Source organism: Chryseobacterium piscicola, assembly GCF_900156685.1.
GTDB classification, from domain to species: Bacteria; Bacteroidota; Bacteroidia; order Flavobacteriales; family Weeksellaceae; genus Chryseobacterium; species Chryseobacterium piscicola.
In genome coordinates this window covers 136,650-160,508 of record NZ_FTOJ01000008.1, presented here as the reverse complement: position 1 = coordinate 160,508, position 23,859 = coordinate 136,650, and the positions used below count along the sequence as shown (strand labels likewise).

At 34.0% G+C, this 23,859-nt stretch carries 21 protein-coding genes; 8 read left to right on the top strand and 13 right to left on the bottom strand.

Annotation, left to right across the window (positions count from 1 at the left end; translation table 11 throughout):
* Nucleotides 1-298 precede the first annotated feature (298 nt).
* From BW939_RS12600 to BW939_RS12590, 4 genes are all read right to left on the bottom strand, one after another.
* Entirely contained in the window at nucleotides 299-1,480 is a 1,182-nt protein-coding gene (locus BW939_RS12600; RefSeq protein WP_228417229.1) for an MFS transporter, read from the bottom strand.
* A 404-nt stretch (nucleotides 1,481-1,884) separates the two neighbouring features.
* Nucleotides 1,885-2,751, bottom strand: a complete 867-nt coding sequence (gene lipA / locus BW939_RS12595; RefSeq protein ID WP_076452362.1) for a lipoyl synthase — start codon at nucleotides 2,749-2,751, stop codon at nucleotides 1,885-1,887.
* A gap of 123 nt (nucleotides 2,752-2,874) precedes the next feature.
* Complete coding sequence (locus BW939_RS15785) at nucleotides 2,875-3,045, bottom strand: lmo0937 family membrane protein (protein ID WP_105170209.1); 171 nt, start codon at nucleotides 3,043-3,045, stop codon at nucleotides 2,875-2,877.
* Between the two features lie 83 nt (nucleotides 3,046-3,128).
* Nucleotides 3,129-4,379, bottom strand: coding sequence for a dicarboxylate/amino acid:cation symporter (locus BW939_RS12590; RefSeq protein WP_076452361.1), 1,251 nt, complete (start codon nucleotides 4,377-4,379; stop codon nucleotides 3,129-3,131).
* A 196-nt stretch (nucleotides 4,380-4,575) separates the two neighbouring features.
* Here BW939_RS12590 and BW939_RS12585 point away from each other — a divergent pair, with 196 nt between their 5' ends.
* Complete coding sequence (locus BW939_RS12585; protein WP_076452360.1) at nucleotides 4,576-5,064, top strand: BON domain-containing protein; 489 nt, start codon at nucleotides 4,576-4,578, stop codon at nucleotides 5,062-5,064.
* A gap of 6 nt (nucleotides 5,065-5,070) precedes the next feature.
* A complete protein-coding gene (locus BW939_RS12580) occupies nucleotides 5,071-5,490 on the top strand; it encodes an SH3 domain-containing protein (protein ID WP_076452359.1) in 420 nt (139 codons plus the stop codon).
* 223 nt (nucleotides 5,491-5,713) lie between these two features.
* On the opposite strand, the gene BW939_RS12575 is transcribed toward BW939_RS12580, so the two are convergent.
* On the bottom strand, nucleotides 5,714-6,310 hold the full coding sequence (locus BW939_RS12575; protein ID WP_228417227.1) for a hypothetical protein: 597 nt from the start codon (nucleotides 6,308-6,310) through the stop codon (nucleotides 5,714-5,716).
* A 340-nt stretch (nucleotides 6,311-6,650) separates the two neighbouring features.
* Here BW939_RS12575 and BW939_RS15865 point away from each other — a divergent pair, with 340 nt between their 5' ends.
* From BW939_RS15865 to BW939_RS12560, 5 genes are all read left to right on the top strand, one after another.
* Nucleotides 6,651-6,803: a hypothetical protein gene (locus BW939_RS15865; protein WP_159439272.1), complete on the top strand. Its 153-nt coding sequence runs from the start codon at nucleotides 6,651-6,653 to the stop codon at nucleotides 6,801-6,803.
* 123 nt (nucleotides 6,804-6,926) lie between these two features.
* On the top strand, nucleotides 6,927-7,757 hold the full coding sequence (locus BW939_RS12570) for a hypothetical protein (RefSeq protein ID WP_076452358.1): 831 nt from the start codon (nucleotides 6,927-6,929) through the stop codon (nucleotides 7,755-7,757).
* 736 nt (nucleotides 7,758-8,493) lie between these two features.
* Entirely contained in the window at nucleotides 8,494-8,937 is a 444-nt protein-coding gene (locus BW939_RS12565) for a DUF6934 family protein (RefSeq protein WP_076452357.1), read from the top strand.
* 11 nt (nucleotides 8,938-8,948) lie between these two features.
* Entirely contained in the window at nucleotides 8,949-9,107 is a 159-nt protein-coding gene (locus BW939_RS15960) for a DUF4197 domain-containing protein (RefSeq protein WP_143753995.1), read from the top strand.
* 139 nt (nucleotides 9,108-9,246) lie between these two features.
* Nucleotides 9,247-11,103 (top strand): CocE/NonD family hydrolase, encoded by a 1,857-nt coding sequence (locus tag BW939_RS12560; protein WP_076452356.1) that lies wholly within the window; start codon nucleotides 9,247-9,249, stop codon nucleotides 11,101-11,103.
* Nucleotides 11,104-11,635: 532 nt separating this feature from the next.
* Here the strand turns inward: BW939_RS12560 and BW939_RS12555 are convergent.
* The 8 genes from BW939_RS12555 to BW939_RS12520 all read right to left on the bottom strand — a co-directional run bounded on the left by BW939_RS12555 (nucleotide 11,636) and on the right by BW939_RS12520 (nucleotide 21,092).
* Nucleotides 11,636-14,149, bottom strand: coding sequence for a M1 family metallopeptidase (locus tag BW939_RS12555; RefSeq protein ID WP_076452355.1), 2,514 nt, complete (start codon nucleotides 14,147-14,149; stop codon nucleotides 11,636-11,638).
* 27 nt (nucleotides 14,150-14,176) lie between these two features.
* Nucleotides 14,177-15,496 carry a serine hydrolase domain-containing protein gene (locus BW939_RS12550; protein WP_076452354.1) on the bottom strand — a complete coding sequence of 440 codons (1,320 nt, stop codon included), beginning with the start codon at nucleotides 15,494-15,496 and terminating at the stop codon, nucleotides 14,177-14,179.
* A gap of 88 nt (nucleotides 15,497-15,584) precedes the next feature.
* Nucleotides 15,585-16,379, bottom strand: a complete 795-nt coding sequence (locus tag BW939_RS12545) for a thymidylate synthase (RefSeq protein ID WP_076452353.1) — start codon at nucleotides 16,377-16,379, stop codon at nucleotides 15,585-15,587.
* Between the two features lie 180 nt (nucleotides 16,380-16,559).
* Entirely contained in the window at nucleotides 16,560-17,000 is a 441-nt protein-coding gene (locus tag BW939_RS12540; RefSeq protein WP_076452405.1) for a hypothetical protein, read from the bottom strand.
* A gap of 133 nt (nucleotides 17,001-17,133) precedes the next feature.
* On the bottom strand, nucleotides 17,134-18,405 hold the full coding sequence (locus BW939_RS12535; RefSeq protein ID WP_228417225.1) for an alpha-amylase family glycosyl hydrolase: 1,272 nt from the start codon (nucleotides 18,403-18,405) through the stop codon (nucleotides 17,134-17,136).
* 209 nt (nucleotides 18,406-18,614) lie between these two features.
* On the bottom strand, nucleotides 18,615-19,205 hold the full coding sequence (locus BW939_RS12530) for an IS1096 element passenger TnpR family protein (protein ID WP_076452352.1): 591 nt from the start codon (nucleotides 19,203-19,205) through the stop codon (nucleotides 18,615-18,617).
* A gap of 130 nt (nucleotides 19,206-19,335) precedes the next feature.
* Nucleotides 19,336-20,367, bottom strand: coding sequence for a sensor histidine kinase (locus BW939_RS12525; protein ID WP_076452351.1), 1,032 nt, complete (start codon nucleotides 20,365-20,367; stop codon nucleotides 19,336-19,338).
* Nucleotides 20,368-20,408: 41 nt separating this feature from the next.
* Nucleotides 20,409-21,092: a response regulator gene (locus tag BW939_RS12520; RefSeq protein ID WP_076452404.1), complete on the bottom strand. Its 684-nt coding sequence runs from the start codon at nucleotides 21,090-21,092 to the stop codon at nucleotides 20,409-20,411.
* A 185-nt stretch (nucleotides 21,093-21,277) separates the two neighbouring features.
* On the opposite strand from BW939_RS12520, the gene BW939_RS12515 reads away from it, so the two are divergent.
* Nucleotides 21,278-23,842 carry a TonB-dependent receptor domain-containing protein gene (locus tag BW939_RS12515; protein WP_076452350.1) on the top strand — a complete coding sequence of 855 codons (2,565 nt, stop codon included), beginning with the start codon at nucleotides 21,278-21,280 and terminating at the stop codon, nucleotides 23,840-23,842.
* Nucleotides 23,843-23,859: the final 17 nt, after the last annotated feature.

Below are 23,859 nucleotides of genomic sequence, written 5' to 3'. Positions count from 1 at the left end.
AATTAAAAAACTTGTTATAAAAATCTCCGCTTTAGTATTCTAGAGCGGAGATTTTTATGTATTTGATTGTCCCTTATTAATCTTAATACCATGTAAAGTTCACAAGTTTTTTTTAAAACTACTACTCGTTTTTAAGACACGCAAATGAAAATTCAGCGATTAGCATTACAATTTCAAAAAATTATCGGTGAAGGTGTAAACTTAGTAAAGAATACAAAGTGTTTTCAATTATAACGGAATGCAGACAAACAGCTTATTTTATGAAGACACATTTATATTAATTAAAAACAAACCAATTTTATTTCAAAATCAGCTCTTTTGTTTTTCCATTTCTATAAAGAAACAAATATCTGATGCTTATCATCAAACCGATTCCTGTCATTCCTACCCCAACCAATGAAGGATAATTGTAAGGAAAATCATATTCTAGCGGTATTCCACCTAAAAAAGCGCCCATTGCATTGGCGATATTGAAAGCAGCCTGCATAAAAGCCGCCGCCATCATTTCACTTTTGGGTGCCGCTTTCATCATCATAATATTAATGGGTGCAGACACCGACATAGACAGTGCTCCACAAATAAAAGTAAGCACCAATGAAATAACTCTATGCTCCGACAATAAAAAGACCGAGACTAAAGCAATCATCATTAACGATAAAAACAAAATACAGGTTTTCTCTGGGCTCATTTTATCTGAAATATAGCCTCCAACAAGATTGCCAACCACCATACCGGCACCGGCAAGAATCATAACATAAGCCATTTGATCTGATTTAATTCCAGAAACTAAGGTCATTAATGGCGTGATATAACTAAACCATGTAAATAAACCCCCAAAACCAATGGCCGTAATCATCAGTACAAGCCAAGCTTGTTTGGTCTTAAGAAATTTAATTTCATCTCTGAAATGTGCCTCTTTATTGCTTTCAGTTTCAGGAAGCCAAAGTTTAATGAACAATAAGGCAAAAATCCCTATTAAAGCTACAATTGCAAAATAATATCGCCAGTGAAAAACATGTCCAATGTAAGTTACCAAAGGCACCATTGCTAAATTGGCAACTGTAAGACCTGTAAACATTAAAGAAATATAAAATGCTTCTTTTCCTTTCCCACCCATTCTGGATGCTACAACAGTGCCAACTCCGAAAAATGCACCATGGGGCAGTCCTGATAAAAATCTTACAGCCAACATTGATCTATAATCAGGCATTAAAGCAGATAGTCCATTGAAGATGGTAAAAAGAACCATTAAACTCAATAAAACTTTTTTTGGTGGAAGCTTTACAGAATATCCAATTAAAATTGGCGCTCCAATAACAACTCCGAAAGCGTAAGATGAAATTAAATGTCCCGCCTCCGGAATACTTATTGCCAAAGACTTCGCAACATCCGGAAGCAAGCCCATAATCGTAAATTCTGTAGTTCCGATTCCTAACCCGCCTATTGCTAAAGGTAAAATTCTCTTATCTATTCCTGCCATTGTATCTAAAATTAAATTCTATTGCCTACTTAAGAAGCAATGAAAGTTTAAAGCTGCAAAAATCTGCAAAATTTATCAAAATCAACCTTGAAATTTATTTAAATTTTGATTTCTTTTAATAATTTTTTTTGATGAATAAATAAAAAAACAACTTCGTAAGTATTGTTATTCTTTTAATTACTTAATGAAATACCATTATTTTTTTATACAAAGAATTCATTTATAAAACCATATCTATCAATATTATTGAATAACACAACACTAAAAAAATTTGGTGAATATTATTGGGAAAATCAAGATAAACAGAACAGCTTATCTTTTTTGTAAACACAAAGATTAAAATGCACACCAAAGTAAATTTAAACCTAAAAAAACTGCCTCATAAAATGAAGCAGTTTGTTGTTTTAATGAATATGTTTTTCGGCGTGGTAAGAACTTCTTACGAGTGGCGAACTTTCTACGTGTCTAAAGCCTAAACTTCTCGCAAAATCACCAAACTCATCAAATTCCTCCGGAGTGATGAATTTTTTCACAGGAAGATGTTTTTTCGTTGGTTGTAGATATTGACCTAATGTAATTACATCCACATTGGCATTTCTGATGTCTTCAATTGTTTGAAAAACCTCATCTTTAGTTTCACCTAAACCAAGCATAACGCCTGTTTTTGTGCGGTTTTGGCCTGCTTCTTTCAAATATCTAAGAACCTCGAGACTTCTTTCATATTTAGCCTGAATTCTTACTTCTCTGGTAAGACGTTTTACGGTTTCCATGTTGTGAGAAATAACTTCTGGAGCAACAGCCACAAGCCTGTCTATATGTTTCGTGATACCTTGAAAATCAGGAATCAAAGTTTCCATAGTTGTTCCGGGAGAGATTCTTCTTACTGCATTTACGGTTTCTCCCCAAAGGATAGAACCCATATCTTTCAAATCATCACGATCTACAGAAGTAAGAACCGCATGCTTAATTTTCATTAATTTGATTGATCTTGCTACTTTTTCCGGTTCATCCCAATTAACATCAAGAGGTTTTCCTGTTTTCACGCCACAAAATCCGCAACTCCTGGTACATATATTCCCAAGAATCATAAATGTTGCAGTACCTTCGCCCCAGCATTCACCCATGTTTGGGCAGCTTCCGCTCTGGCAAATAGTATTGAGTTTATATTTATCTACCAAAGTTCGGAGTTCGCGGTAGTTTTTTCCAGTAGGAAGTTTTACCCTAATCCATTTTGGCTTCTGAACGGTTGTATCCTGAACTAAATTCTCCATCAGTTTCTAAAATTGGCTTCAAAGTTACGTAATTTTTAAATGAAACCATCTACGGTAAACATTGACAAAATGCATAAAAAAAGGTCTGCAAAAATATGCAGACCTTATATTGTTTCTTTAAATTTAATCCAAAGGCTTTCTCCCTGAAATAATGTTATATAAAATAACAATAATTGCGATTACCAGTAAAACGTGAATTAAATTCCCTAAACTCATTCCTATTCCTGGTACAATAAATCCTAATACCCAGACAATGATGCAGATTACTGCTACTAACCATAATAAGCTTCTCATAATAAAATTTTTTAGTGTGATGAAAACTTATATACACAATCTGTGCCTTTTAAATAAATGTGGTATCTAATGTTAAAAAAAAATTAAAGATCACCACCATGATTCTCCAGCTGACCTTCCCATTTGGAGACGGCTGAAGTCGCTAAGGCATTTCCTAAAACATTAGTCATACTTCTTGCCATATCGCAGAAATGATCGATTGGAAGAATCAATGCAATCCCCGCTGCAGGAATATCAAACATTGTACACGTCGCCACGATGATTACCAATGAAGCTCTAGGAACTCCGGCAATCCCTTTTGAAGTTAACATTAAAACCAAAAGCATGGTAATTTGCTGACCCAAAGTCATATCAACACCGTAAAACTGTGCGATAAATATCGATGCGAAAGTCATGTACATCATACTTCCGTCAAGATTAAATGAATATCCTAGAGGTAAAATAAATGAAACTACCCTATTGTTACAGCCAAATCTTTCTAGCTCTTCTACCAATTTCGGAAATACTGCTTCTGAACTTGTGGTTGAAAATGCTATTAACAAAGGAGATTTTATTCTTCTCAACAACTCGAAAAGTCTTTTTCCTAAAATTAAATATCCAACCAATAAAAGAACAACCCATAAAACTGCAATAGCAAAGAAAAAGTCTCGAAGATAAACGGCGTAAACTTTAAATATTTCAAAACCATTGGTTGCAACAACAGCTGCAATCGCTCCGAAAACTCCCAAAGGAGCAAACCACATGATGTAACCCACCATTTTAAGAATAGCATGCGCAATGACATCAAAAAGTTTGATAACGGGTTGAGAATAATCATCGCCCATATTAGCCAAAGCTACCCCAAACATAATTGAAAAGACAACAATCTGCAAAACTTCATTAGTTGCAAAAGCCTCAAATAAACTTTTAGGAATAATATGCTTTACAAAATCTTCCAGAGAAAAACCTTTGCTGGTCTTTACAAGTTCGTCTGCTGCAGCTAATTCTTGATTTGGGAATTTAATGGCATGGCCTGGCTCGAGCCAATTAACCAAAATTAATCCTATAAATAACGACACTAATGATGCGGATATAAACCACAACATCGCCTTCGTTCCCACTCTTCCAATCATTTTAATATCGCTCATCTTTGCGATACCAACCACCAAAGTTGTAAAAACCAAGGGAGCAATAATCATCTGAACCAATCTTATAAATACGGTTCCGAGTAATTTAATATTTTTAGAAAAAACCGCTGCACTGTCAGGATACTGCAGATGTACAATTCCACCAAGAAGTACGCCGAGAACCAATGAAATGATGATGGCGAAAAAAAGTTTATTTTGTCCTTTCATATATAAAAATCAAGTGGCACAAATATAATATTTTTAATCTACTGAGGCATTTAAAGTTTAATCCATCATATCACTACTGAAAAACAGCAATTATCTAGTACAGAAAGTTTTTTTCAAAAAAAAATATAAATTTAATTTTCAAAAGAGAAATAATTATTACATTTACAATAACATATTAAAAAAAATAAATTCACTTATGAAAAAAACAATCACGATGGCCGTTCTTGCAATGGCAGTTTCTTTCGCATCTGTTTCTTGTAAAAAGAAAGTGTCTGATGCTGATTTACAGACTCAGGCAACAACTGTTGTAACTTCTACTCCCACAGCTGCTGTAGAAATTAAAGAAGGTGTAGCTCACCTTAGCGGAACTTTCCCAGACCAATCTTCAAAAGACGCTGCAATTACTCAGCTTAAAGCGATTAAAGGAGTAAAAGACGTTCACGATATGGCTAAAATAGAAGCTCCTATGGCAACTATGCCTGTAGAAAATGCTTCAATGGTAGATCCTGCGGTTCAGCAAAAAGTAAAAGATGCTCTAAAAGATTTCCCTACCGTAAATGTTGAAGTAGTGAATGGCGAACTTACTCTTACAGGTAACGTTTCTAGTGCTCAGGCAAGAAAAATCAAGGAATCAGTAGATGCCTTGAAAGTAGGAAAAGTAAAATTCAATTATACTGTAAAATAATTATAAATGAGCACATTAGAAGAAAAATATTCTGGAGTAGTATCTGCTGCACAGTCTGCAGGAATCTCAAATTTGAAAGTACAAGAACAAGACGGCATCCTTTATGTATCTGGAAACGCAGCCAACACAGCTGCTAAAGATACAGTTTGGAATGCTTTAGGAGCAATCGATGCTTCTTATTCTGCTTCTGATATTAATATTGATGTACAAGTAGCTGGTCTAGCTGCTGGTGCTGCTTTGAGCGTAGCAACAGAAGAATCTAACCTGAACATCAGACAAGACCCTTCTACTGAAGCTGCCGTTGTAGGAAAAGCTGCTAAAGGATCTTCTGTAACACTTGTAGAGCAAACTTCGGACGACTGGTGGAAAGTAAAAACTACTGACGGTGTTGAAGGATATGCATACGCAAGATATCTGAAAGCTTAATACCTTCAATATTTATTAAAATAGAAACATCCCAAAACTGGGATGTTTTTTCTATTTGTGCAGCATAAAAAATGAGGAAAAACCTATTTATTTTTCTTCCCTTTAAGTACATTTTTTGCTGTAAACGCACAAAAAATAAGCTTGGATGGAATAGTAAAAACTTCTGACCAGAAACCAATTACAAACACTACCGTTTATTTATTAAAATCAAAAGATCCTACAATCATAAACTACACCTCAAGTAGCAGCGATGGGAAATTTTCATTAAAAACCAATCAAGTGCATGGAAGCAAAACGCTGGTGCGGGCGTCTCGCTCGTACCCATTGCAAAAGCGGTCACAAGCGGGACGCTTGCGCCAGCGGAGGAAGTCATTATTTTATTCTTGTAATTATAATGCTCAAACTCAACAATTCTTTTGTTGCGGATGGCAAAGAAAAGATCATAAAAATGATCTACCCCTGAAGGTTTTCTGCTTTCAAAAAATACTGTTCCTGCAAAATCCGGGCGTTGGTTAATGGCATTGTTTACCTGAAAAGTTTCTAATAATTTCTGGTTATACTCATCCACTTCCATGTCTGGGCGGCCATCGATGTAATACCTTTTGTCGCCCTTCTTTTTGTTGTGAATGGTTAAATTAAAAAGTCTTGAAATCTCACGGATATCTCTCTGTAATGTGCGGATAGAGTAGCTTTGTACACCTGCATCCTGAAACTCGAAAGAGGTTAGCAGATAGTCTTCAAGCTGAGAATAATCTGCCGGAGTGGTTTCTAATTTTTTTATAATTAAAGCATATCTTGCCAAGTAAAAATCTTTTTTCATCTGATATTTGTTTTTTGGTCTGCAATCTTATTACTAAAAATTACTACCACAAATATATTAGCTTAATGCGACAAAAGATGTCGTGTTTTATTTTTTTTGGATAAGTTTTGGAATATATTATTAAGCTTTCAAAAATGGGTCTTTGCATCATTGCTGCTCAATACAGCCAACCTAGGACAGCAAAACTTATAAAATACAAACCTTCAGGATTATGGAATTTGTAATTTCTACTCATTATTGTATGTTATTATAAAGATAAAAAATAATACAATTGGTTTTAAAAAGAAAAAGCCACACGAAGGGATTCGTGCGGCAGCGGGGGTGAGCTAATAACCCGGTAATGTTTATTGATACAGATGGCAGAGAAATAGTTGGAGTAACTAAAGATGATGCAAAAAAAGCAAAAGATGGCGCACACAAAGTTTTTGCCGATAAAAGATTCGATTTTTTTAGAGCTCTAAATGATATAAAAGGTAAAAAACTAACTCAATAGACAAAGAAAAGCTCAAAGTGATTCTTTCTTCTTCTGATTTAAAATAGCTGTCTCAAAATTTTAAACAAAATATACTCAAACCGAAAACATTATATTTGAAAATCAGAGCTGTATATAATATTAATGATATTTAACATTATAATTAATACTTTATTGTGTGAGATATTAATTTTTCTTTATATTTACACACCTAAAAAATTTTATTATATAAAAAAAATTAAGACATTTGTAAAATGTTTATTTGTAGCAGGAGGCCTACTACTTATCAATTCACTTAATTCTTGCAGTACTGATGGAGATCAAAGCAGTATTGAACAGGCAAGTAATTTAAAGTCCACTGATAAAGTTTCTGAAACTTTATTAGGACTGGGAGTAAAAAAAATTAATGTTAATGATGGAGTTATTAAATTTGAAACATTTGGAGATTTCCTTTACAGAGATAAAGCTGTAAATTTCTCTAATTATACTATTTATAGTAGCAATGGTGTTTTATCAACTCAAAATTCATCGTTATACATAGATCGTGATGGAGATGTTGCGTATTCAAATTCTTTCGTACAGAATCAAAAATTGAAAAATGTTGATTTTACAAAAGAAATGGGTCAAGATGATTTAATTTTAATTTTAGCTTATTTAGAATTAAAAGAAGATATTGTTGATTCAGAAACAGAAAGCCAAACTTCTGTTCTTGGAAATAAAACATCATATGCTGAAAGGCAAAGCGAAATAGCTTCCGGAAAATTTGCTGGCGGCGGCGGCGGATGCAGCTTTTTTAATATTAGAAGAGCTTGTGGATTTGGTTTTACTCAAGCAGAGGCAGATGCCGATCTTTGGGTTGCAACAGCTAATTTTGCAGCTCAACATATGGGTCAAGGCTGTGTATCAATAGGTGGGGTATCACATAAAGACGCTGGATTTGCGGCACTTTCTATCCAATCATTTTGTTGTCCTTAAAATATTAATATATATGGAAAATCTAATTAAACCTTTACGAATAATTGCTCTTATAACGATGCTTTTGTTCTTAGTTGTAAAATTTTTTATCGTTAATGCTTTGCTTGGTAAAGTGTTTTTTATAATATCTGTTTCTTGCTTTGCTTTATTACTAATATTGTTTTGTTCGAAATTGATTAATAAATATTATGTAAAATAATTTTTCATATATTATAATGTATAGTGGGGAAGAACGTTAATAAGTTCTTCCCTTTTTTTTACCCCCCCCGCTGGTGCGAGCGTCTCGCTCGTACCCATTGCAAAAGCGGACACAAGCGAGACGCTTGCGCCAGCGAAATGATTACTCGTAAAAACATTGCTTAAGCAAAAGAATCGTGAACAAACCTTGTCAAGGTTAATATTAATGATGAAAATAACCTTGACAAGCTTCTGCCAAGTTCAGTTCAGCTCAAAAAAACACTGAAGACCAGAAGAAATTCCGGTCTTTTTCTTTTCCTAAAACTTCATTTTTAAAACCTCATCCCAAAAACTTTTTAATCATTAAATTAGCAGCAAATTTCAACTATGAACATCCGATATTCATTTTTTCTGATTTTGCTTTTTATTCTTGGGAATGCGCAAGCAGTAATTATTTATTAGAATTTCAATCATTTATAGTAAAGACCCGTGAGACAAAACTCTACGAGACTTAACAATTTTTTCGTAAATTTGAACAGTAAAATATTCTTTAAATTTCATGCATTTACCTAAATATCCTTTAAATTCGAGTGATAAAATGATGACTTTTGAATTTATAAGTGAAGGAGATAAAGGCTTAATTCATAAATTGGTAAGATTTCAGTCTACAAATTTGAAAGATGTATACAATCTTGCGTTCGGAGACAAAAATTATTTGACGGGCGATATTGATGATAAAGTAATTTCAAATAATGGAGACAGTGAAAAGGTTTTAGCTTCGGTTGTAGCTACCTTATATGCTTTTACAGATAAATATTCTGAGGTTTGGATTTATGCAACAGGAAGCACAAAATCCAGAACAAGATTATACAGAATGGGAATTACGAAATTCTACACTGAGGTGAAGAAAGATTTTGAAATTTATGGACAGTTAGAAGATGATTGGGAAGAATTCAAAATCGGCACAGAATATGACGGATTTTTAGTGAAACGAAAAAAATAAATTTTTTGAAAATGAAAATTACAGAAGAATTAAAAAAGAGAAAAATTACAATTGTTGCAGTAGACAAGTCTCTGGATAAATATGATGACAAAATCTTATTTCCTGAAAAACTTGCAAAAGCAAACGAGATGTTGAAAAAAATTGGACTACCAAAATTATCAACTAAATAGTGACTACTTTAAAAATCATTATCAAAAAAACACTGAAGACCAGAAGAAATTCCGGTCTTTTTCTTTTCCTAAAACTTCATTTTTAAAAACCTCATCCCAAAAACTTTTTAATCATTAAATTAGCATCAAATTTCAATTTATGAACATCCGATATTCATTTTTTCTGCTATTGCTTTTTATTCTTGGGAATGCGCAGACTCAGCAGACAGACAGTTTTGTGAAAAACAATTTTACCAAGCAGGAATTTTATATTCCGATGCGGGATGGTACCAGACTTTTTACTTCGGTCTACGTTCCGAAAGATATTTCGAAGTCTAAAAAATATCCTTTCCTGATGCAGCGTACCTGCTACAGCATCGCTCCGTACGGCGAAAATGAATACAGAAGAGCACTCGGCCCCAACAAATATCTGTTGAATGATAAATATATTTTCGTCTATCAGGACGTTCGCGGAAGGTATATGAGCGAAGGCGTGTTTACCAATATGACGCCACAGGTGGAAAGAAAATCCAAAAAAGATGTCGACGAAAGTACCGATACCTACGATACGATTGAATACCTCATCAAAAACATCAAATACAACAACGGAAAAGTAGGACAATACGGAACTTCCTATCCCGGATTTTATACGGCTGTCGGAGTTCTGGCTCAGCATCCGGCGTTGGTAGCTTCTTCGCCACAAGCCCCGATTTCAGATTTCTGGAATGACGACTTTCTTCACAACGGAAGATTTATGATGGGTTATTTCAGAACTTTTCCTGTCTTTGGCGTGCAGAAAACAAAGCCTGAAAATAAAGCATGGTACACAGATTCTATGATTAAACCAACCTCGGAAGACGGTCTGAAATTTTACCGTGACATGGGAACTTTAAAAGACGGATATGAAAAATATTACAAAGATAATTTCTTCATGACCGAAGTGATGGAACATACCAATTATGATGATTTCTGGCAGAAGAGAAGCCTGTTACCTCATCTGAAAAACGTGAATCATGCGGTGATGACCGTTGGCGGATGGTTTGATGCCGAAGATCTTTCCGGACCTTTGAATATTTACAAAACGATTGAAAAAACCAGTCCGAAAGCTAAAAACACTATTGTAATGGGACCGTTTTCTCATGGCGCATGGGCTCGTGAAGACGGAAAACATTTTCATAATGAAATCTACTTCGGAGACAGCATTGCGACGTATTATCAGAAAAATCTGGAGACTAAATTTTTCAGCCATTATCTGAAAGGCGATACCAAAAAAGATGCTGGATTGCCGGAAGCGATGATGTATGATACAGGATCTAAAGAATGGAGAGAATTTGCCGAATACCCTCCGAAAAACACACAGAAAATTAATTTTTATTTAGCTGACAAATCTTTGAAAAATACATCTTCACAAGGGTTTTCAGAATATTACAGCGACCCAAACAATCCTGTTTTGAGTTCTGAAAAAATAAAAGATTTCAACGGATTTACACCAAGAAATTATATGTCGGAAGACCAGAGATTTGCCGTTGGCAGACCTGATGTGCTGACATTTACGACCGATATTTTAACCGAAGATCTTACTTTTGCTGGAGAAATTTTAGCTAAATTAAATATCTCTTCTACTTCATCTGATGCTGATTTTGCTGTAAAACTAATCGATGTTTACCCTGAAGATTTCAAACCTACTGAAAAAAAAGACGGTGTGATCTATGGAAATTACCATCAGATGGTGCGAAGTGAAATAATGCCTGCAAGATTCAGAAATTCAAAAGAAAAAGCGGAAGCATTGCAGCCGAATCAGAAAACTGCCGTGAATTTCAGATTGCAGGATGTGGTTCATACTTTTAAAAAAGGACATAAAATTCAGATACAGATCAGCTCTACTTGGTTTCCACTGTTTGCTGTAAATCCGCAGAAGTTTATAGACAATCCGAACTTTGCTACCAAAGAAGATTACACGAAGGCTTTTATTAAAATATTTGAAGATTCTGCAATTGAAGTGCAGGTTTTGAAGTAAGTAAATTTTCTTATGTCTTAATAGACTGGAAATTGCGGACAAAATTTAAAAATTAATTCTAAAATTTCCAAAACAAGCACATTGCAATCTTGAAACCTCGGGTTTCGGGCAGATAGATAAATGTAAAATCTAAAAAAAAACATTGTTTCCACTTAAAGAATGGAAATTGATTAACAGATTAATTTCTTTTTTTTGATGCCTCCATTTCATAGGTCGTTAAAATCAATATTTTATTAAAAAAAGCTGTTCAAAATCATTGAACAGCTTTTTTTTGTTTATTACCAACCTAAAAGTTTATTGAAATCCATAATATCTTGCTGCGATTAAAATAAAATTTTAAGATTTCAAACCGAAAACAAAAAGTATTTTTAATAATGAAAAATTGCTTACGATCATAAAAAAACATTAAATAATTAATCAATGAAATGAGAAGGCAGGTAATATTGAGTATTTTATAAGTTATTTAACCGACTTTTAACCGATAAAAAAGCCGGCATATCTGCCGGCTTCCTCATTTGACTTACTGTATTTTCTATTTAAAATCTTCAATTGCTTTATTAATTGCATCAATCTGTTTATTGATACTTCCCGCATTTTGAGGATTTTGTTTTAAGACTTCCATTTTTTTATTGAGTCCTTCTTTCAGCATTTGAGAAATCATCATTTTCACCTGGGGATTGTCTCCCATCTGCCCTTTTGCCTGACCCAAAATTTTGGTAATGCTTTCAGTAGCTTTCAGATTATCTGAACTCATAATCCAGTTGTAGCCTTCTTCAGCATTTTTCCCCAATTCAGGATTCTGAAATTTGATGAAAGGATAAAATGCAACCAATTGACCAATATGGTGCATCTGCGAGGTGACTTTATTTTTAACAATAATGGGTAACATTTGGCTCAACATTTCTTCAGAAGCGCCTTCTAAGTCAATTTTTTCTGCATAAGAAGAAGCCCTAGCAGGATCGATTGCCAAAACTGCACCTACAGAATTTGCTTTTACTGCATTTGAAACTGCACTTACTCCTTTTTCGAAAATTGGAAGATATTTTTTGTCTTTAGATTTTGCTAGAGCCCTAATAGCCGCAGCTTGAACCAAAGTTTTAGGATCGTTTGAAGCTAATTTTTCAACATCTCCGCCCATTGCTTTCATCTGCTCTGGGTTTGAAAGATCCATCAATTCTAAAGCTTTCATTCTTACTCTGAAATAAGGATCTTTAATTGCTGTTGCCAAAATTTTTGTCGCTGCCGTATTTTTTCCTACCTGATCTTTAATTCCATTTAGAGCTAAATATCTGCTTTTAAATTCTTTGGAACCGTTGAATTGTAAGAGATACTGCTCTGGAGTTTTTGTTTCTGTAATGTCTGCAACTAAAATTCCATCTGCGTTGATATTAACTAAATCCGGAGTTTTAGATGAATCAAAATTGAATGTATTTTTTGCCGTTGCTTTTACCCAAACTTGTTGTCTTTTTGGTTTTCCGTTATCATAAACATCAATGGTTAAAGGAAATTCAAACGGTTTCTCTTGGGACTGGCTTATGGTTACCGACACCTGCTTTTTTACAGGTTCATAAGAAGTAGTGTAAGAAATTTTTGGGTGTCCACTTCCGAAATACCATTGATTAAAGAACCAATTTAGATCTCTGCCCGAAACTTTTTCAAAAGATAATCTTAGCTGATGTGCTTCAGCATTTTTAAACTCATACGTTTTCAAATAATCTGTAATTCCGGCAAAGAAAGCATCATCGCCAAGATAATTTCTAAGCATGTGAAGAATTCCTCCTCCTTTTTGATAAGTTACCAAATCGAAAACATCTTCTCTAGATTTATAATCAAATCTCACCAAGTCTTTTTTGAAATCGCCAGGATTATGAATGTACATATTCACATCTGTCATTTGGTGGTAATCTGCCTGATCTTTGCCGTATTTGTATTCGTTCCAAAGGTATTCTGAATAGTTGGCGAAAGATTCATTAACGGTAAGATTACTCCAGCTTTCGGCCGTTACCAAATCTCCAAACCAATGATGAAAAAGCTCGTGAGCGATGGTATCTTCCCAACTGTTTTCGTCAATCAACTGTCCTGGTTTTTGGAGAACAGCACTTCCGTGAAGCGTTGCTGTAGTATTTTCCATGGCACCACTTACATAATCTCTACCAGAAATTTGTGCATACTTTGCCCAAGGGTAATCGTAGCCTAATTTTTTTGAGAAAAACTCCAACATTTCAGGAGTATTTCCGTAAATCTGTTTTGCATAAGGCTCGTACTCTTTTTCAATATAGTAATCTACAGGAATATTTCTCCATTTGTCTTTTACGATGGCATATTCACCAACTCCCATGAAAAACAAATAGGTAGAATGCGGTTTATCCATTACCCAATGATCTGTACGTAATCCGTTTCCAGATTTTTCAGAACTCTTCATAACACCGTTGGAAAGTGTGACGTATTTATCAGGAACAGTCATGAAGATTTCCTGGGTTGTTTTTTGATTAGATTTATCAATAGTAGGGAACCATGCAGACGAAGATTCTGTTTCGCCTTGAGTCCAGATTTGTGTGGGTTTATCTGCATCTTTTCCTTGTGCATTGATGAAATAAAGACCTTTCGCATCGCTTATAGCTGCACTTCCTTCTTGTTTAACTTCGTTCGGACGAGATGTATATTTAATGTATACCGTGTACTCTTGGTTTTTTTGATAGGTTTTATCTAATGTGATTTTTAGAATATCATCTTTATAATCAAATTTCAGTGGAGATTTTTTACCGTTTTGGTCTAAAGCCACTTCATGAATGAGCATTGCTTTTGCATCAAGGGTTAATTCGTTCGTGGCATAAAAATAAGGAGAAGCGGTAAGCCATTCTTCACCATTCATTTGCTCTTTTTGGTAATCAAAATTTACTTTAAGTTTAGTGTGTTTTAGCTCCGTTACTTTGGCATGTGTTGCTCTATAAACCTCTTGTCTGCCTGAAGTTTCGGTTTGAGCCAAAACAAAATTTGAATTGAAAATTGCACCTAAAAAAAGTGCTGCAATGAATATTTTTTTCATTATGATATTAGTATATTTTAAAATTTATTATTCTTTTGTAAATGTATTTTTTCTCCCTGCCTGTTCGATGACAAAGTTCTTTTGTTCGAAATTAAAATCAATGGTAATATCTGCCATCTCAAATTTGAAATTAGTATTCGAAACCGCGTCCAAAGGAAATGCGCTCTGCCCGGTTGCCTGAGCCATAAGCGTTTTGTTGTTGATAAAGATATTAAATTTAACAGGAATTCTTTTATTTGAATACGCGCCAACGTATTTCTGAAGTTCTGCGAGAGGAATTTCTAAAGTTTTAAAATTTAGCATTTCAAAATCTTTGTTTTGAGTAACATCAATCATTTTATCTAAAACAGAATTTGTATCTGCATTATTCTGATTAACTACTAAAGAAACAGCCACTTTTAACTCCGGAAAGTAAAATAAGGCAGATTTAAAACCATCAATACCTCCGTTGTGGCCAAATCCTGAAGTTTTTTCGTAGGGAAATTTTACCACACCATAACCGTAGTCATCAGTAAAAGTTTTCATTTTTGTAAGACTCTCTTTTTTTATCAATTTTCCGTTTTCTAACTCTATGATAAATTTTATTAAATCTGAAGGTGTTGAGACAAGATTGCCAGCACCAATGGGAATACTCATATCTGTTTCGGGCAGTACTTGATATTTACCGTTATTATAGGCGTAAGATTTTGCCTGATTTTTTTCTGTTTCAATCTTTCCACCTACTTCAGTAAAATTAAGTTTTAAAGGTTTTGTGATTTTCATTTTAAGCAAATCAACATAAGTCTTTTTATTTATATTTTGCAAAATATAGCCCAACAAAATATAGTTTGAATTACTATAATCATGCTTCAAACCAGGCTCAAAATCACTTTTGTAGTTTTTAATTATTTTAATAAGGTCGGCTTCAGAGTGAAATTTGGTATACATCTGTAGAAATTCTGCCTCATCAGTTAAATTATGAATTCCGGAACGGTGCTGAAGTAAATTTTCAATTGTTATTTTATCTGCATTTGGAATTTCAGGATAAAAATTTGAAAGTTTTTGGTTTAAAGAAATTTTATTTTCTTCTACCGCTTGCATAATCATAACAGCGGTAAAAGTTTTGCTGATAGACCCAATTCTGTATTGAGTATTGATGTTTGCTTTTTGATTGTTTTCGGCATCCGCATATCCTACTGCTTTTTGAAAAGTTGAATTTCCATTTTCGGAGATGGCGAAACTGCCCATTATTTTGTGGTAAGAATATAGAGAATCTATGTAGTTCCCGAGTTTATCTTTAAGATTTTGTTGTGAGAAAAGCAATGACGAAGCGCATATCACAATCAAAAACCTAATCTTTTTTACCATATAAGAATTTTGCTTATAAGTTTCAAAAACTTATAAATAGTTACAAAAAAAGTAAAGTTTTTGGCTCTACTTTTTTATTCAACACAATTTAAATGGCCACGGGAGCTTTTATACCCGGATGCGGATCGTAATTTTCTAATGTAAAATCTTCAAAATTAAAATTAAAAATATCTTTTATTTCAGGATTGAGTTTCATGGTAGGAAGTGGTCTTGTTTCTCTTGAAAGTTGCTTCTGAACTTGCTCAAAATGGTTATTATAAATATGTACATCACCAAAACTATGAACATAATCTCCAACTTCTAAATCACAAACTTGCGCAACCATCATTAACAGCAAGGCATAGCTTGCGATATTAAATGGTACACCAAGAAAAACATCTGCGCTTCTTTGATACAATTGAAGTGACAGTTTACCATCGGCCACATAAAATTGAAACATGGCGTGACAAGGTGCTAGAGCCATATTTGGTATTTCTGCAGCGTTCCAAGCAGAAACAATTAATCTTCTAGAATCCGGATTTTTTTTTATTTGATCAATAACATCAGAAAACTGATCAACTACTTTCCCGTCTGCTCCGTTCCAGCTTCTCCATTGTGCTCCGTAAACAGGGCCGAGGTCTCCGTTTTCATCTGCCCATTCATTCCAGATTGTAACACCATTATCTGTAAGATATTTAATATTTGTATCTCCTTTCAAAAACCACAGCAATTCATAAATGATGGATTTCAAATGAACTTTTTTGGTTGTCACCATTGGAAATCCTTTGGATAGATCATAACGCAACTGGTAGCCAAAAACACTGCGTGTTCCCGTTCCTGTTCTATCGGTTTTATCGGTTCCGTTATCTAAAATATATTGCAGTAAATTAAGGTAGTTTTGCATTTTGATGAGTAATATCGGCTCAAATTTAGGAAAAATAAGGCAGTTATTTTACTGCATTCAATTCAAAAAATATATTAGTCTTATTTAATCTAATCTAATATGTAGATAAACAAGGTCTAAAAGATGGGTTGACGGATGAGGTAAACTTTAAATTTTCAAGATTTTAATTTTAAATTAAAATTACCAAATATTTTGTATTTTTTGCGTGATTGTATTTAAGCTAATACTTTCAGATTCTGTTTTCCCTTCCAAAACTTTTGCCAAGGGAGAATCTGTAGATATACAAAAGATTTTATTGCCTTCGGCCTCTATATTTCCGAAAGAAACGGCAATGTAAAAGAACCCTTTATCCGTTTTTACCAAAGCTCCTTTTTCAGATTTTACAGACGGTTTTGATGATAAATTATTGAGAAAGTCTCTTTGCTTTATAACTTCATTGAGCTGAAGCTGAAGATTATTAATTTCTTGTTGTAGCATCTCTCGCCCCGTTTCGTATTTGTCTCCCATCGAACTTTTGGTATCGTTGCTAGAAGCACGGGTTTCGGCAATAAGATTTTCAAAAATCAGGATTTTTTCTGAGATTTTATTTTTTAGAATATGTAATAGGTCTTCTTTTTTCATTTTAAAAAAGATAATTAAAGTTGCTAAAAGTATTAATTTTTGTTTAAAAGCCAATTTTAATATCATACAATGAAAGCGGACAAAAGCCCGCCTCTATTGAAAAATTAAAATACTTTATCGTATTTTTTTTGATTTACTTTTCGAAAACAGCAAAATCTGAAACTTTAAAACTGAAATTTTTATCTTTTGTAAAATCTCTTTTAGATTTATCAAAAACATTTTTCAATTCTCCCGAAAGTAGAGAGTCATCAATTGAGAAATTCACTGCTTCTTTTGATAAATTTAAAATTACTAAAACTTCTTTTTCACCATTTTTTCTGATGTAAGCTAAAATTTTATCATCAGCCGAAGTCTTCAAAATATGTGTAGTAACAGCTGCATCACCAGCACGCAAAGCAGGGTTTGATGATTTTAAATTTAATAAAATTTTATAAAATTCAGCCATTTTATACTCGTTATTCCAAGAAATGACGTCTTTTTCAAAAAATTCTAGCCTTTTGAGGTTGGGGAGTTCTTGCCCAGAATATAATAGCGGAATACCGTTCCAGGTTGCAGAAAACACTGCCATGGGTTTGGTGATATCTCCATATTTTTCAAATTCGGTTCCGTTCCAAGAATTTTCGTCGTGATTGGTTGTAAACCACGCTCGCATTGAGGCGTCTCCGATTTGTGAATATTGCAATAGTAATTCTTTCAACGATTGTATTGACTCATTATTTTTATAATAATCTGCTGATTTGTGCATCCACTTCCAAGAATAGCTTGCATCAAAGACTTTACCATAATCCGGGCTTTCAATTTCGTCGAATTCTCCTAGAAAAAAGAGTGGTTTTAGTTTTTCAACTTCTGGGCGTGCTTGCTTCCAAAAATCCACCTCTACCCACGATGCCAAATCGCATCTAAAACCATCAATATTGGTCTCTTTTATCCAAAACTTCATTGCCTCAATCATAGCGAGACGCATTTCTTTATTTGAGAAATCCAGTTCTATGATATCATCCATACCTGAGGCTTTGTGAAAGCTTCCGTCGGGATCTTTAAGATAAAATTCTGGGTGAGATTTCGTCCAAACATGATCCCAACCGGTGTGGTTGGCAACCCAGTCAATAATGACTTTAAAACCTAATCGGTGGGCTTCATTAACCATTTGTTTGAAGTCACTTATTGTACCCAACTCGGGATTGATGGAAACATAATCTGAAGCTGCATACGGGCTTCCCATACTTCCTTTCTTGTTGAGCTGTGCAATTGGGGTAATGGGCATAAACCAAAGGGTCTTTACTCCCATGTTTTTGAGGCGTGGCATTTCTTTTTCGAATGCTTTGAAAGTTCCTTCTTTTGTATATTGTCTTACGTTTACTTCGTAAATATTGGTAGTATGCTTCCAGTCTTGCGATAAATTCATATTCTGATTTATTTTTTGAGTACTGCACGACCATAGTGTGCAAGCAATCATGAATGACAAAACATTTTTTTTCATTCTTGTTTTAATTTTAGCAAAAATAAGAATTGCTTATTTACGAAACCGTAATTAAAATTATTATTCTATGTTTAACATTTAAAATCAATAAAAAACCTCAAAACTTAATTTGAGGTTTTTTTTATCTTTAGATTTTATCTTTCGTCGTCTTGATCGTCTTCATCAAATACATCATCATTATAATCATCATCTTCTTCGTCATCAAAATTGTCATCATCTTCATCTGAGAAATTGTTTGCACCCCCGAAATCATCGTAGAAAGCAAAATCATCTTCTAATATTGGTTTTACCGCTTTTTTCTTACCTGCAGGTGCATTTTTCGCAGGCGCTTTCAGCGGTGCATTACCAAACCTATATACAGTGATAGGATAATTTACACCTTTTGTTTCTTCGTTAATCTCTACCAACTCACAGAAAAATTCCCAAAGATCTAGAAGACCATATTGAAACTGAGCTTTATCTCCTATTTCAGAAAAAGCCTCATCAATGTAAATATCAGACATGATTTCACCATCGCCATCATCACTCATATCTTCCAGAGGAACGCTTTTTAGTATTGTACCATCGCTCTCAAGCATATTGAAAGCAGAAAGCTCTTCTCCTTGAAGGTTGAAAGCACTTTTGATCCCCAAATGTAAGTTCCAAAGTGTTTGTTTTCCCTTTACCTCGACATCTCTGAAGACGTCTTCTTTTGCATCTAAAATTACCCGAATCTTGTAAACCATACCAACTTGAATTTCTTTTTTCTTTTTCTACTTAATCTATTTCTGTTGCAAATATAAAATAAATGAAAGTGGACAAAAAAATTTTTCAGAATTTTTTAAAAGATTTTTTTTTCATACATTTCACACCGCACTACTTCCCCTTTTCTAGCATAAAGCTGAATTTTGTACCTTCAAGATAAATACTTTCTACTGTAATATTTTCGTTATGTGCTTCTAATATGTGTTTTACGATTGCCAAACCAAGACCAGAGCCGCCTTGTCTTCTGCTACGGCTGGTTTCTACTCTATAAAATCTCTCAAAGATACGGGGTAAAAGTTCGGCTTTTATTCCCATTCCGTTGTCTATGACTTCTACCAGCACTTTATTTTTCACCATACTGGTTTTCACAATCACTTTTGCTTCTTGGCGATTAGCGTAATGAATGGCATTTGAAATTAAATTAATAAAAACCTGAGAAATTTTCTGTTTATCAGCATCTACAAAAATCTGGGTTTGGGGAGTTTGAATTTGAAGATTTGTGTTGTGTTTTTCGGCTTCGAGGTCAAAAAGATCGAAAATTTCTTTAATTAAAAGATTAATATCAAATCTGGAAACTGAAAGATTGATTTCTCCAGCTTCGAGTCTGTTGATCATATCCAGATCTTTTACAATGGCAATAAGCCTTTCAACCGACTGGTCTATTCTTTCTAAATACTTATCACGAATAGCAAGATTCTCAACCCCACCATCCAATAAAGTTTCTACGTAACCCTGAATAGAAAACAAAGGCGTTTTCAGCTCGTGCGAAACGTTTCCTATATAATCTTTTCTGTAGCTCTCCATTTCTTTCATCAGATCGATTTCTGTTACTTTTCTCTGATTGAGATCTGAAAATCTTTCGCCGAGTTCTTTCAGCGTGATATTATCTTGATCGTCGTAGACCAATTCTTCGGGAAGTATTTTAGAAATATTTCTGATTTGTTTTTTTGCATAAGAATTAAAGAGCAGCTCGAGAACGGTATAATTGATGAGAAACATGATGATGATGCTTACAAAAATACCGAAGTTGAAAACTGAAGAATCTGCATAGATATCTTTTACAGAATCAAATAATAACACGAGAATAAGCATCACCAAAGTGATGAGAAATGAGGAAACGATTGTGAGTCTGTAAAACTTCAATTATACAAAATTTTTAATTATTTAGAATAAAAACAATAAATTTAGCCTAAAACTATCAGTTTATAGCCAATTCCTTTTAAAGTTTGAATTGTATTGATTCCCAGTTTTTCTCTTAGTCTACGGATGTGCACATCTATAGTTCTTTCGCCTACAATTACATCATTACCCCAAACTTTCTCTAGAATTTCTTCTCTTTTGAATACTTTTTCTGTATTTGAGGCTAATAAATAAAGAAGATCAAATTCTTTTTTCGGAAGTAAAAACTGCTGTCCGCTTTTAGAAACTCTGAAGTTGTCTTTATCAATCATTAAATCTCCTATTTCTATTTGCTTTGAGGCATCAGAAACCTGAGAGGTCAACTGAAGCAGTGCATTTACTTTAGAAATAAGAATTTTCGGTTTGATGAGCTTCACGATATAATCGTTTGCGCCTGCCTGAAAACCTGCCAGTTGAGAAAACTCTTCGCTTCTTGCTGATAAAAAAACGATGAGTGTCTTTTGAAGTTCTTTTATTTTACGAAGTTCTTGGCACGTCTCGATACCATCTTTTTCTGGCATCATCACGTCTAAAAGAATAAGATCGGGAATAATTTCCTTGGCTTTATCTATTCCTTCTTTACCGTTTGTAGCGGTGTAGATATCGTAACCTTCTTTTTCCAGATTATAAGAAAGTATCTCGAGGATATCCATTTCATCGTCAATTAAGAGAATCTTTTTTGAGTTCATTTTAGAGTTTTGCTGGTCAAAGTTAATCATTTTTAAATCACACGTTATTGCATGGGCAATCGTTCACATAAAGTTAACAATAATTGCTCATCCGTAATGTATCGTTAATGAAAATTTAAATTTAACTAAACCTACGCAGGCATAAATGTTTAGTTCCTTTGCACCGAAGAAATTAGTAAAAAGAAATGAACTTTAGAAAAATCAGTATTGCAGTTTTGTTTTTAACATCAACAGGAGCTGTAATGTATGCCCAAGAAACAAAAACAGACAGCTCAAAATCTGAGAAAAAGATTGAGGGGGTAGTTATTAAGGGAACAACCAAGAAAGGTGCAGAATCTAACATTATCGGTCTTCAGAAGAAATCGGTAGAAGTAATAGAACGTGTAGGATCTGTACAACTTGAGAAACAAGGTGTAGGTGATGTATCTGTTGCGGTAACTAAAGCAACTGGTTCACAAAAACAAGAAGGCAGCGGCCAGATCTTCATCAGAGGTCTTGGTGACAGAAACAACTCTACCACAATTAACGGTCTTCAAGTTCCTTCAAATGATCCTTTATACAAGAACATCGATTTGAGTATCATCAAAACTGATATGATCGATTTCATTGGTTTGGAAAAAGTTTATAACCCAAGAATTTGGGGAGATATGTCTGGTGCGAACGTAGACATTGTAACTAAAGTTTACACAGGAAAGCCTTATTTTAAAGTTAATTTAGGATCATCTGTTAACTTTAACGCTGTTCAGAAAAACAATTACTTCCTGCAAGACGGACCAAATTATTTTGGAACCAAAATGCTTGAAAAGCCATCTAAAAACGCTGTTTTGAACAGAGGTTATGTTTTCAAAACATCATTACAGAATCAGGAAATCAGCAACCCAATAAATTCTAATCTAAGTTTTGATTTCGGAACTAATTTTAAAATTGGTGAACAAGGCAAACTGAGCATTTTCGGATACGGTGGATTTGATAACAGCTATGATTACTTCCAGGGAATTACCGGTGGGTCATTTGATACTACCACAGGCCCTAACAAAATCTACAACAATTCTGAAGAATTTAAATACACAACCAACAGTACCGGTTTACTTAATGTGAATTATAAAATTAACAGTAATCACAACATTAATATATCTTCCAATTATATTCACACTCCTGAACAGAAACTTGGAAATTATAATGGTTACAACAGAGATTACTATGATGTAGATGTTGCTCAGGAGAGATTCACAACTCAACTGAGAAGAGCAACTTACAAGACAAATGATTTATTAGTAAATCAACTTAAAGGAGAGCACAAAATTACTGAACCTCTAAAAATCAGCTGGAACTTAGGTTATAACAGACTAGACAGCAGAAGACCAGACAGACAGCAGAATGTTACTATCCTGGATAAAGTTCAGAATTACAGCTTCTTTGCAAGCTCAAATCCTGGAGCAAACAATAGATATTACGACAGATTATTAGAGAATGATTTTGTAGGTGATATACATGCAGATTACAAATTAGGCGAAAGCACGAAAATCACATTAGGATATAGCGGAAGATATAAAGACAGTGATTTTAAAGCTACTCAATACAACTTACGTGTTTTACCTGTTCAGGGAACTTATTTTGTAGATCCGAACAACTATGATTCGTTTTTCAACAATACCAACTATCAGGCAGGTGGATTCTTTGATATTGTAACTTTCAGAGGTGATATCAAATCCAGTTCAACAGCTTTTGTACCTCAGGCATTTACATCAGAAATAATGAATAATGCAGGGTATGTAAACGTAGATTACAAATTTTCAGAAAAATTAACAGCACAAGTTGGTGTGCGTTACGATAATTTGAAGCAGGAAATTCTGTATAATACAACATTATATCCAGATGGTGGTAAAGTAAATAAAGATTATTCTAAAATTTTACCAGCTTTCAACTTAAAGTATAGTGTGAATGATAAGCATAATTTAAGATTAGCCGGATCAAAAACATATACGACACCATTACTTTTAGAAGTTGCTCCATTTGAGTATGAAGATATCGACGAATCTAGTATAGGTAATCGTGATGCTTATCTTGCAGACAACTACAATGTAGATTTAAAATGGGAATGGTTTCCTAAAAAGAATGAGCTGATCTCACTGACTGCTTTTGGTAAATACATTGAAAATCCTTTGGCAAGAATCGTAATCGCATCATCTTCAAACAGTGTTTCTTTCCTAAATATTGGAGATACAGGACGAGTTTTAGGTTTGGAAGCAGAAATAAGAAAAGATATTTATGACTCTGGTAAAACGAGATTATACACATTCGTCAACGGAACTTACCTGAATACAGAACAAGATCTTGACGAAGCCAAAGTAAGAAGAGAAAACACAAAGTTCGCCGTTACTCTGAATGATGGTGTTACCAAAGACAAAATTCAAGGGGCTTCTGAATTTTTAGCGAATGCCAATCTTGGACTTGAGCAGAAATGGGGAAATAAAAACACTGCTGATTTAGTGGTTTCTTACTCGTACATCTCAGACAATATCTACGCAATCGGTACACAAAACAAAGGAAATTTACTAGATAAAGCCTTCAGTACTCTGGATACTACTTTAAAGATTAAATTGGCGAGCGGAATGGGATTCTCTCTTTCAGGCAGAAATTTAATTAATCCTTATTTCACAAGAGTACAGGATAACAAAATCGGAGAACAGATTACGAGAAAATATAAAAGAGGTGCAGGTATCGGTGCAAGCGTTTCTTACGAATTTTAATAAAATAAAAATTTAAA

Bases quoted from the DNA above. Each gene is read 5' to 3' on its own strand.
- BW939_RS12535 (WP_228417225.1), bottom strand. From the start codon at position 18,405: ATGAATTTATCGCAAGACTGGAAGCATACTACCAATATTTACGAAGTA.
- BW939_RS12580 (WP_076452359.1), top strand. From the start codon at position 5,071: ATGAGCACATTAGAAGAAAAATATTCTGGAGTAGTATCTGCTGCACAG.
- BW939_RS12575 (WP_228417227.1), bottom strand. From the start codon at position 6,310: ATGAAAAAAGATTTTTACTTGGCAAGATATGCTTTAATTATAAAAAAA.
- BW939_RS12560 (WP_076452356.1), top strand. From the start codon at position 9,247: ATGAACATCCGATATTCATTTTTTCTGCTATTGCTTTTTATTCTTGGG.
- BW939_RS12545 (WP_076452353.1), bottom strand. From the start codon at position 16,379: ATGCAAAACTACCTTAATTTACTGCAATATATTTTAGATAACGGAACC.
- BW939_RS12555 (WP_076452355.1), bottom strand. From the start codon at position 14,149: ATGAAAAAAATATTCATTGCAGCACTTTTTTTAGGTGCAATTTTCAAT.
- BW939_RS15865 (WP_159439272.1), top strand. From the start codon at position 6,651: ATGTTTATTGATACAGATGGCAGAGAAATAGTTGGAGTAACTAAAGAT.
- BW939_RS12590 (WP_076452361.1), bottom strand. From the start codon at position 4,379: ATGAAAGGACAAAATAAACTTTTTTTCGCCATCATCATTTCATTGGTT.
- BW939_RS12515 (WP_076452350.1), top strand. From the start codon at position 21,278: ATGAACTTTAGAAAAATCAGTATTGCAGTTTTGTTTTTAACATCAACA.
- BW939_RS15960 (WP_143753995.1), top strand. From the start codon at position 8,949: ATGAAAATTACAGAAGAATTAAAAAAGAGAAAAATTACAATTGTTGCA.
- BW939_RS12585 (WP_076452360.1), top strand. From the start codon at position 4,576: ATGAAAAAAACAATCACGATGGCCGTTCTTGCAATGGCAGTTTCTTTC.
- BW939_RS12565 (WP_076452357.1), top strand. From the start codon at position 8,494: ATGCATTTACCTAAATATCCTTTAAATTCGAGTGATAAAATGATGACT.
- lipA (WP_076452362.1), bottom strand. From the start codon at position 2,751: ATGGAGAATTTAGTTCAGGATACAACCGTTCAGAAGCCAAAATGGATT.
- BW939_RS15785 (WP_105170209.1), bottom strand. From the start codon at position 3,045: ATGAGAAGCTTATTATGGTTAGTAGCAGTAATCTGCATCATTGTCTGG.
- BW939_RS12530 (WP_076452352.1), bottom strand. From the start codon at position 19,205: ATGGTTTACAAGATTCGGGTAATTTTAGATGCAAAAGAAGACGTCTTC.
- BW939_RS12600 (WP_228417229.1), bottom strand. From the start codon at position 1,480: ATGGCAGGAATAGATAAGAGAATTTTACCTTTAGCAATAGGCGGGTTA.
- BW939_RS12550 (WP_076452354.1), bottom strand. From the start codon at position 15,496: ATGGTAAAAAAGATTAGGTTTTTGATTGTGATATGCGCTTCGTCATTG.
- BW939_RS12540 (WP_076452405.1), bottom strand. From the start codon at position 17,000: ATGAAAAAAGAAGACCTATTACATATTCTAAAAAATAAAATCTCAGAA.
- BW939_RS12520 (WP_076452404.1), bottom strand. From the start codon at position 21,092: ATGAACTCAAAAAAGATTCTCTTAATTGACGATGAAATGGATATCCTC.
- BW939_RS12570 (WP_076452358.1), top strand. From the start codon at position 6,927: ATGATATTTAACATTATAATTAATACTTTATTGTGTGAGATATTAATT.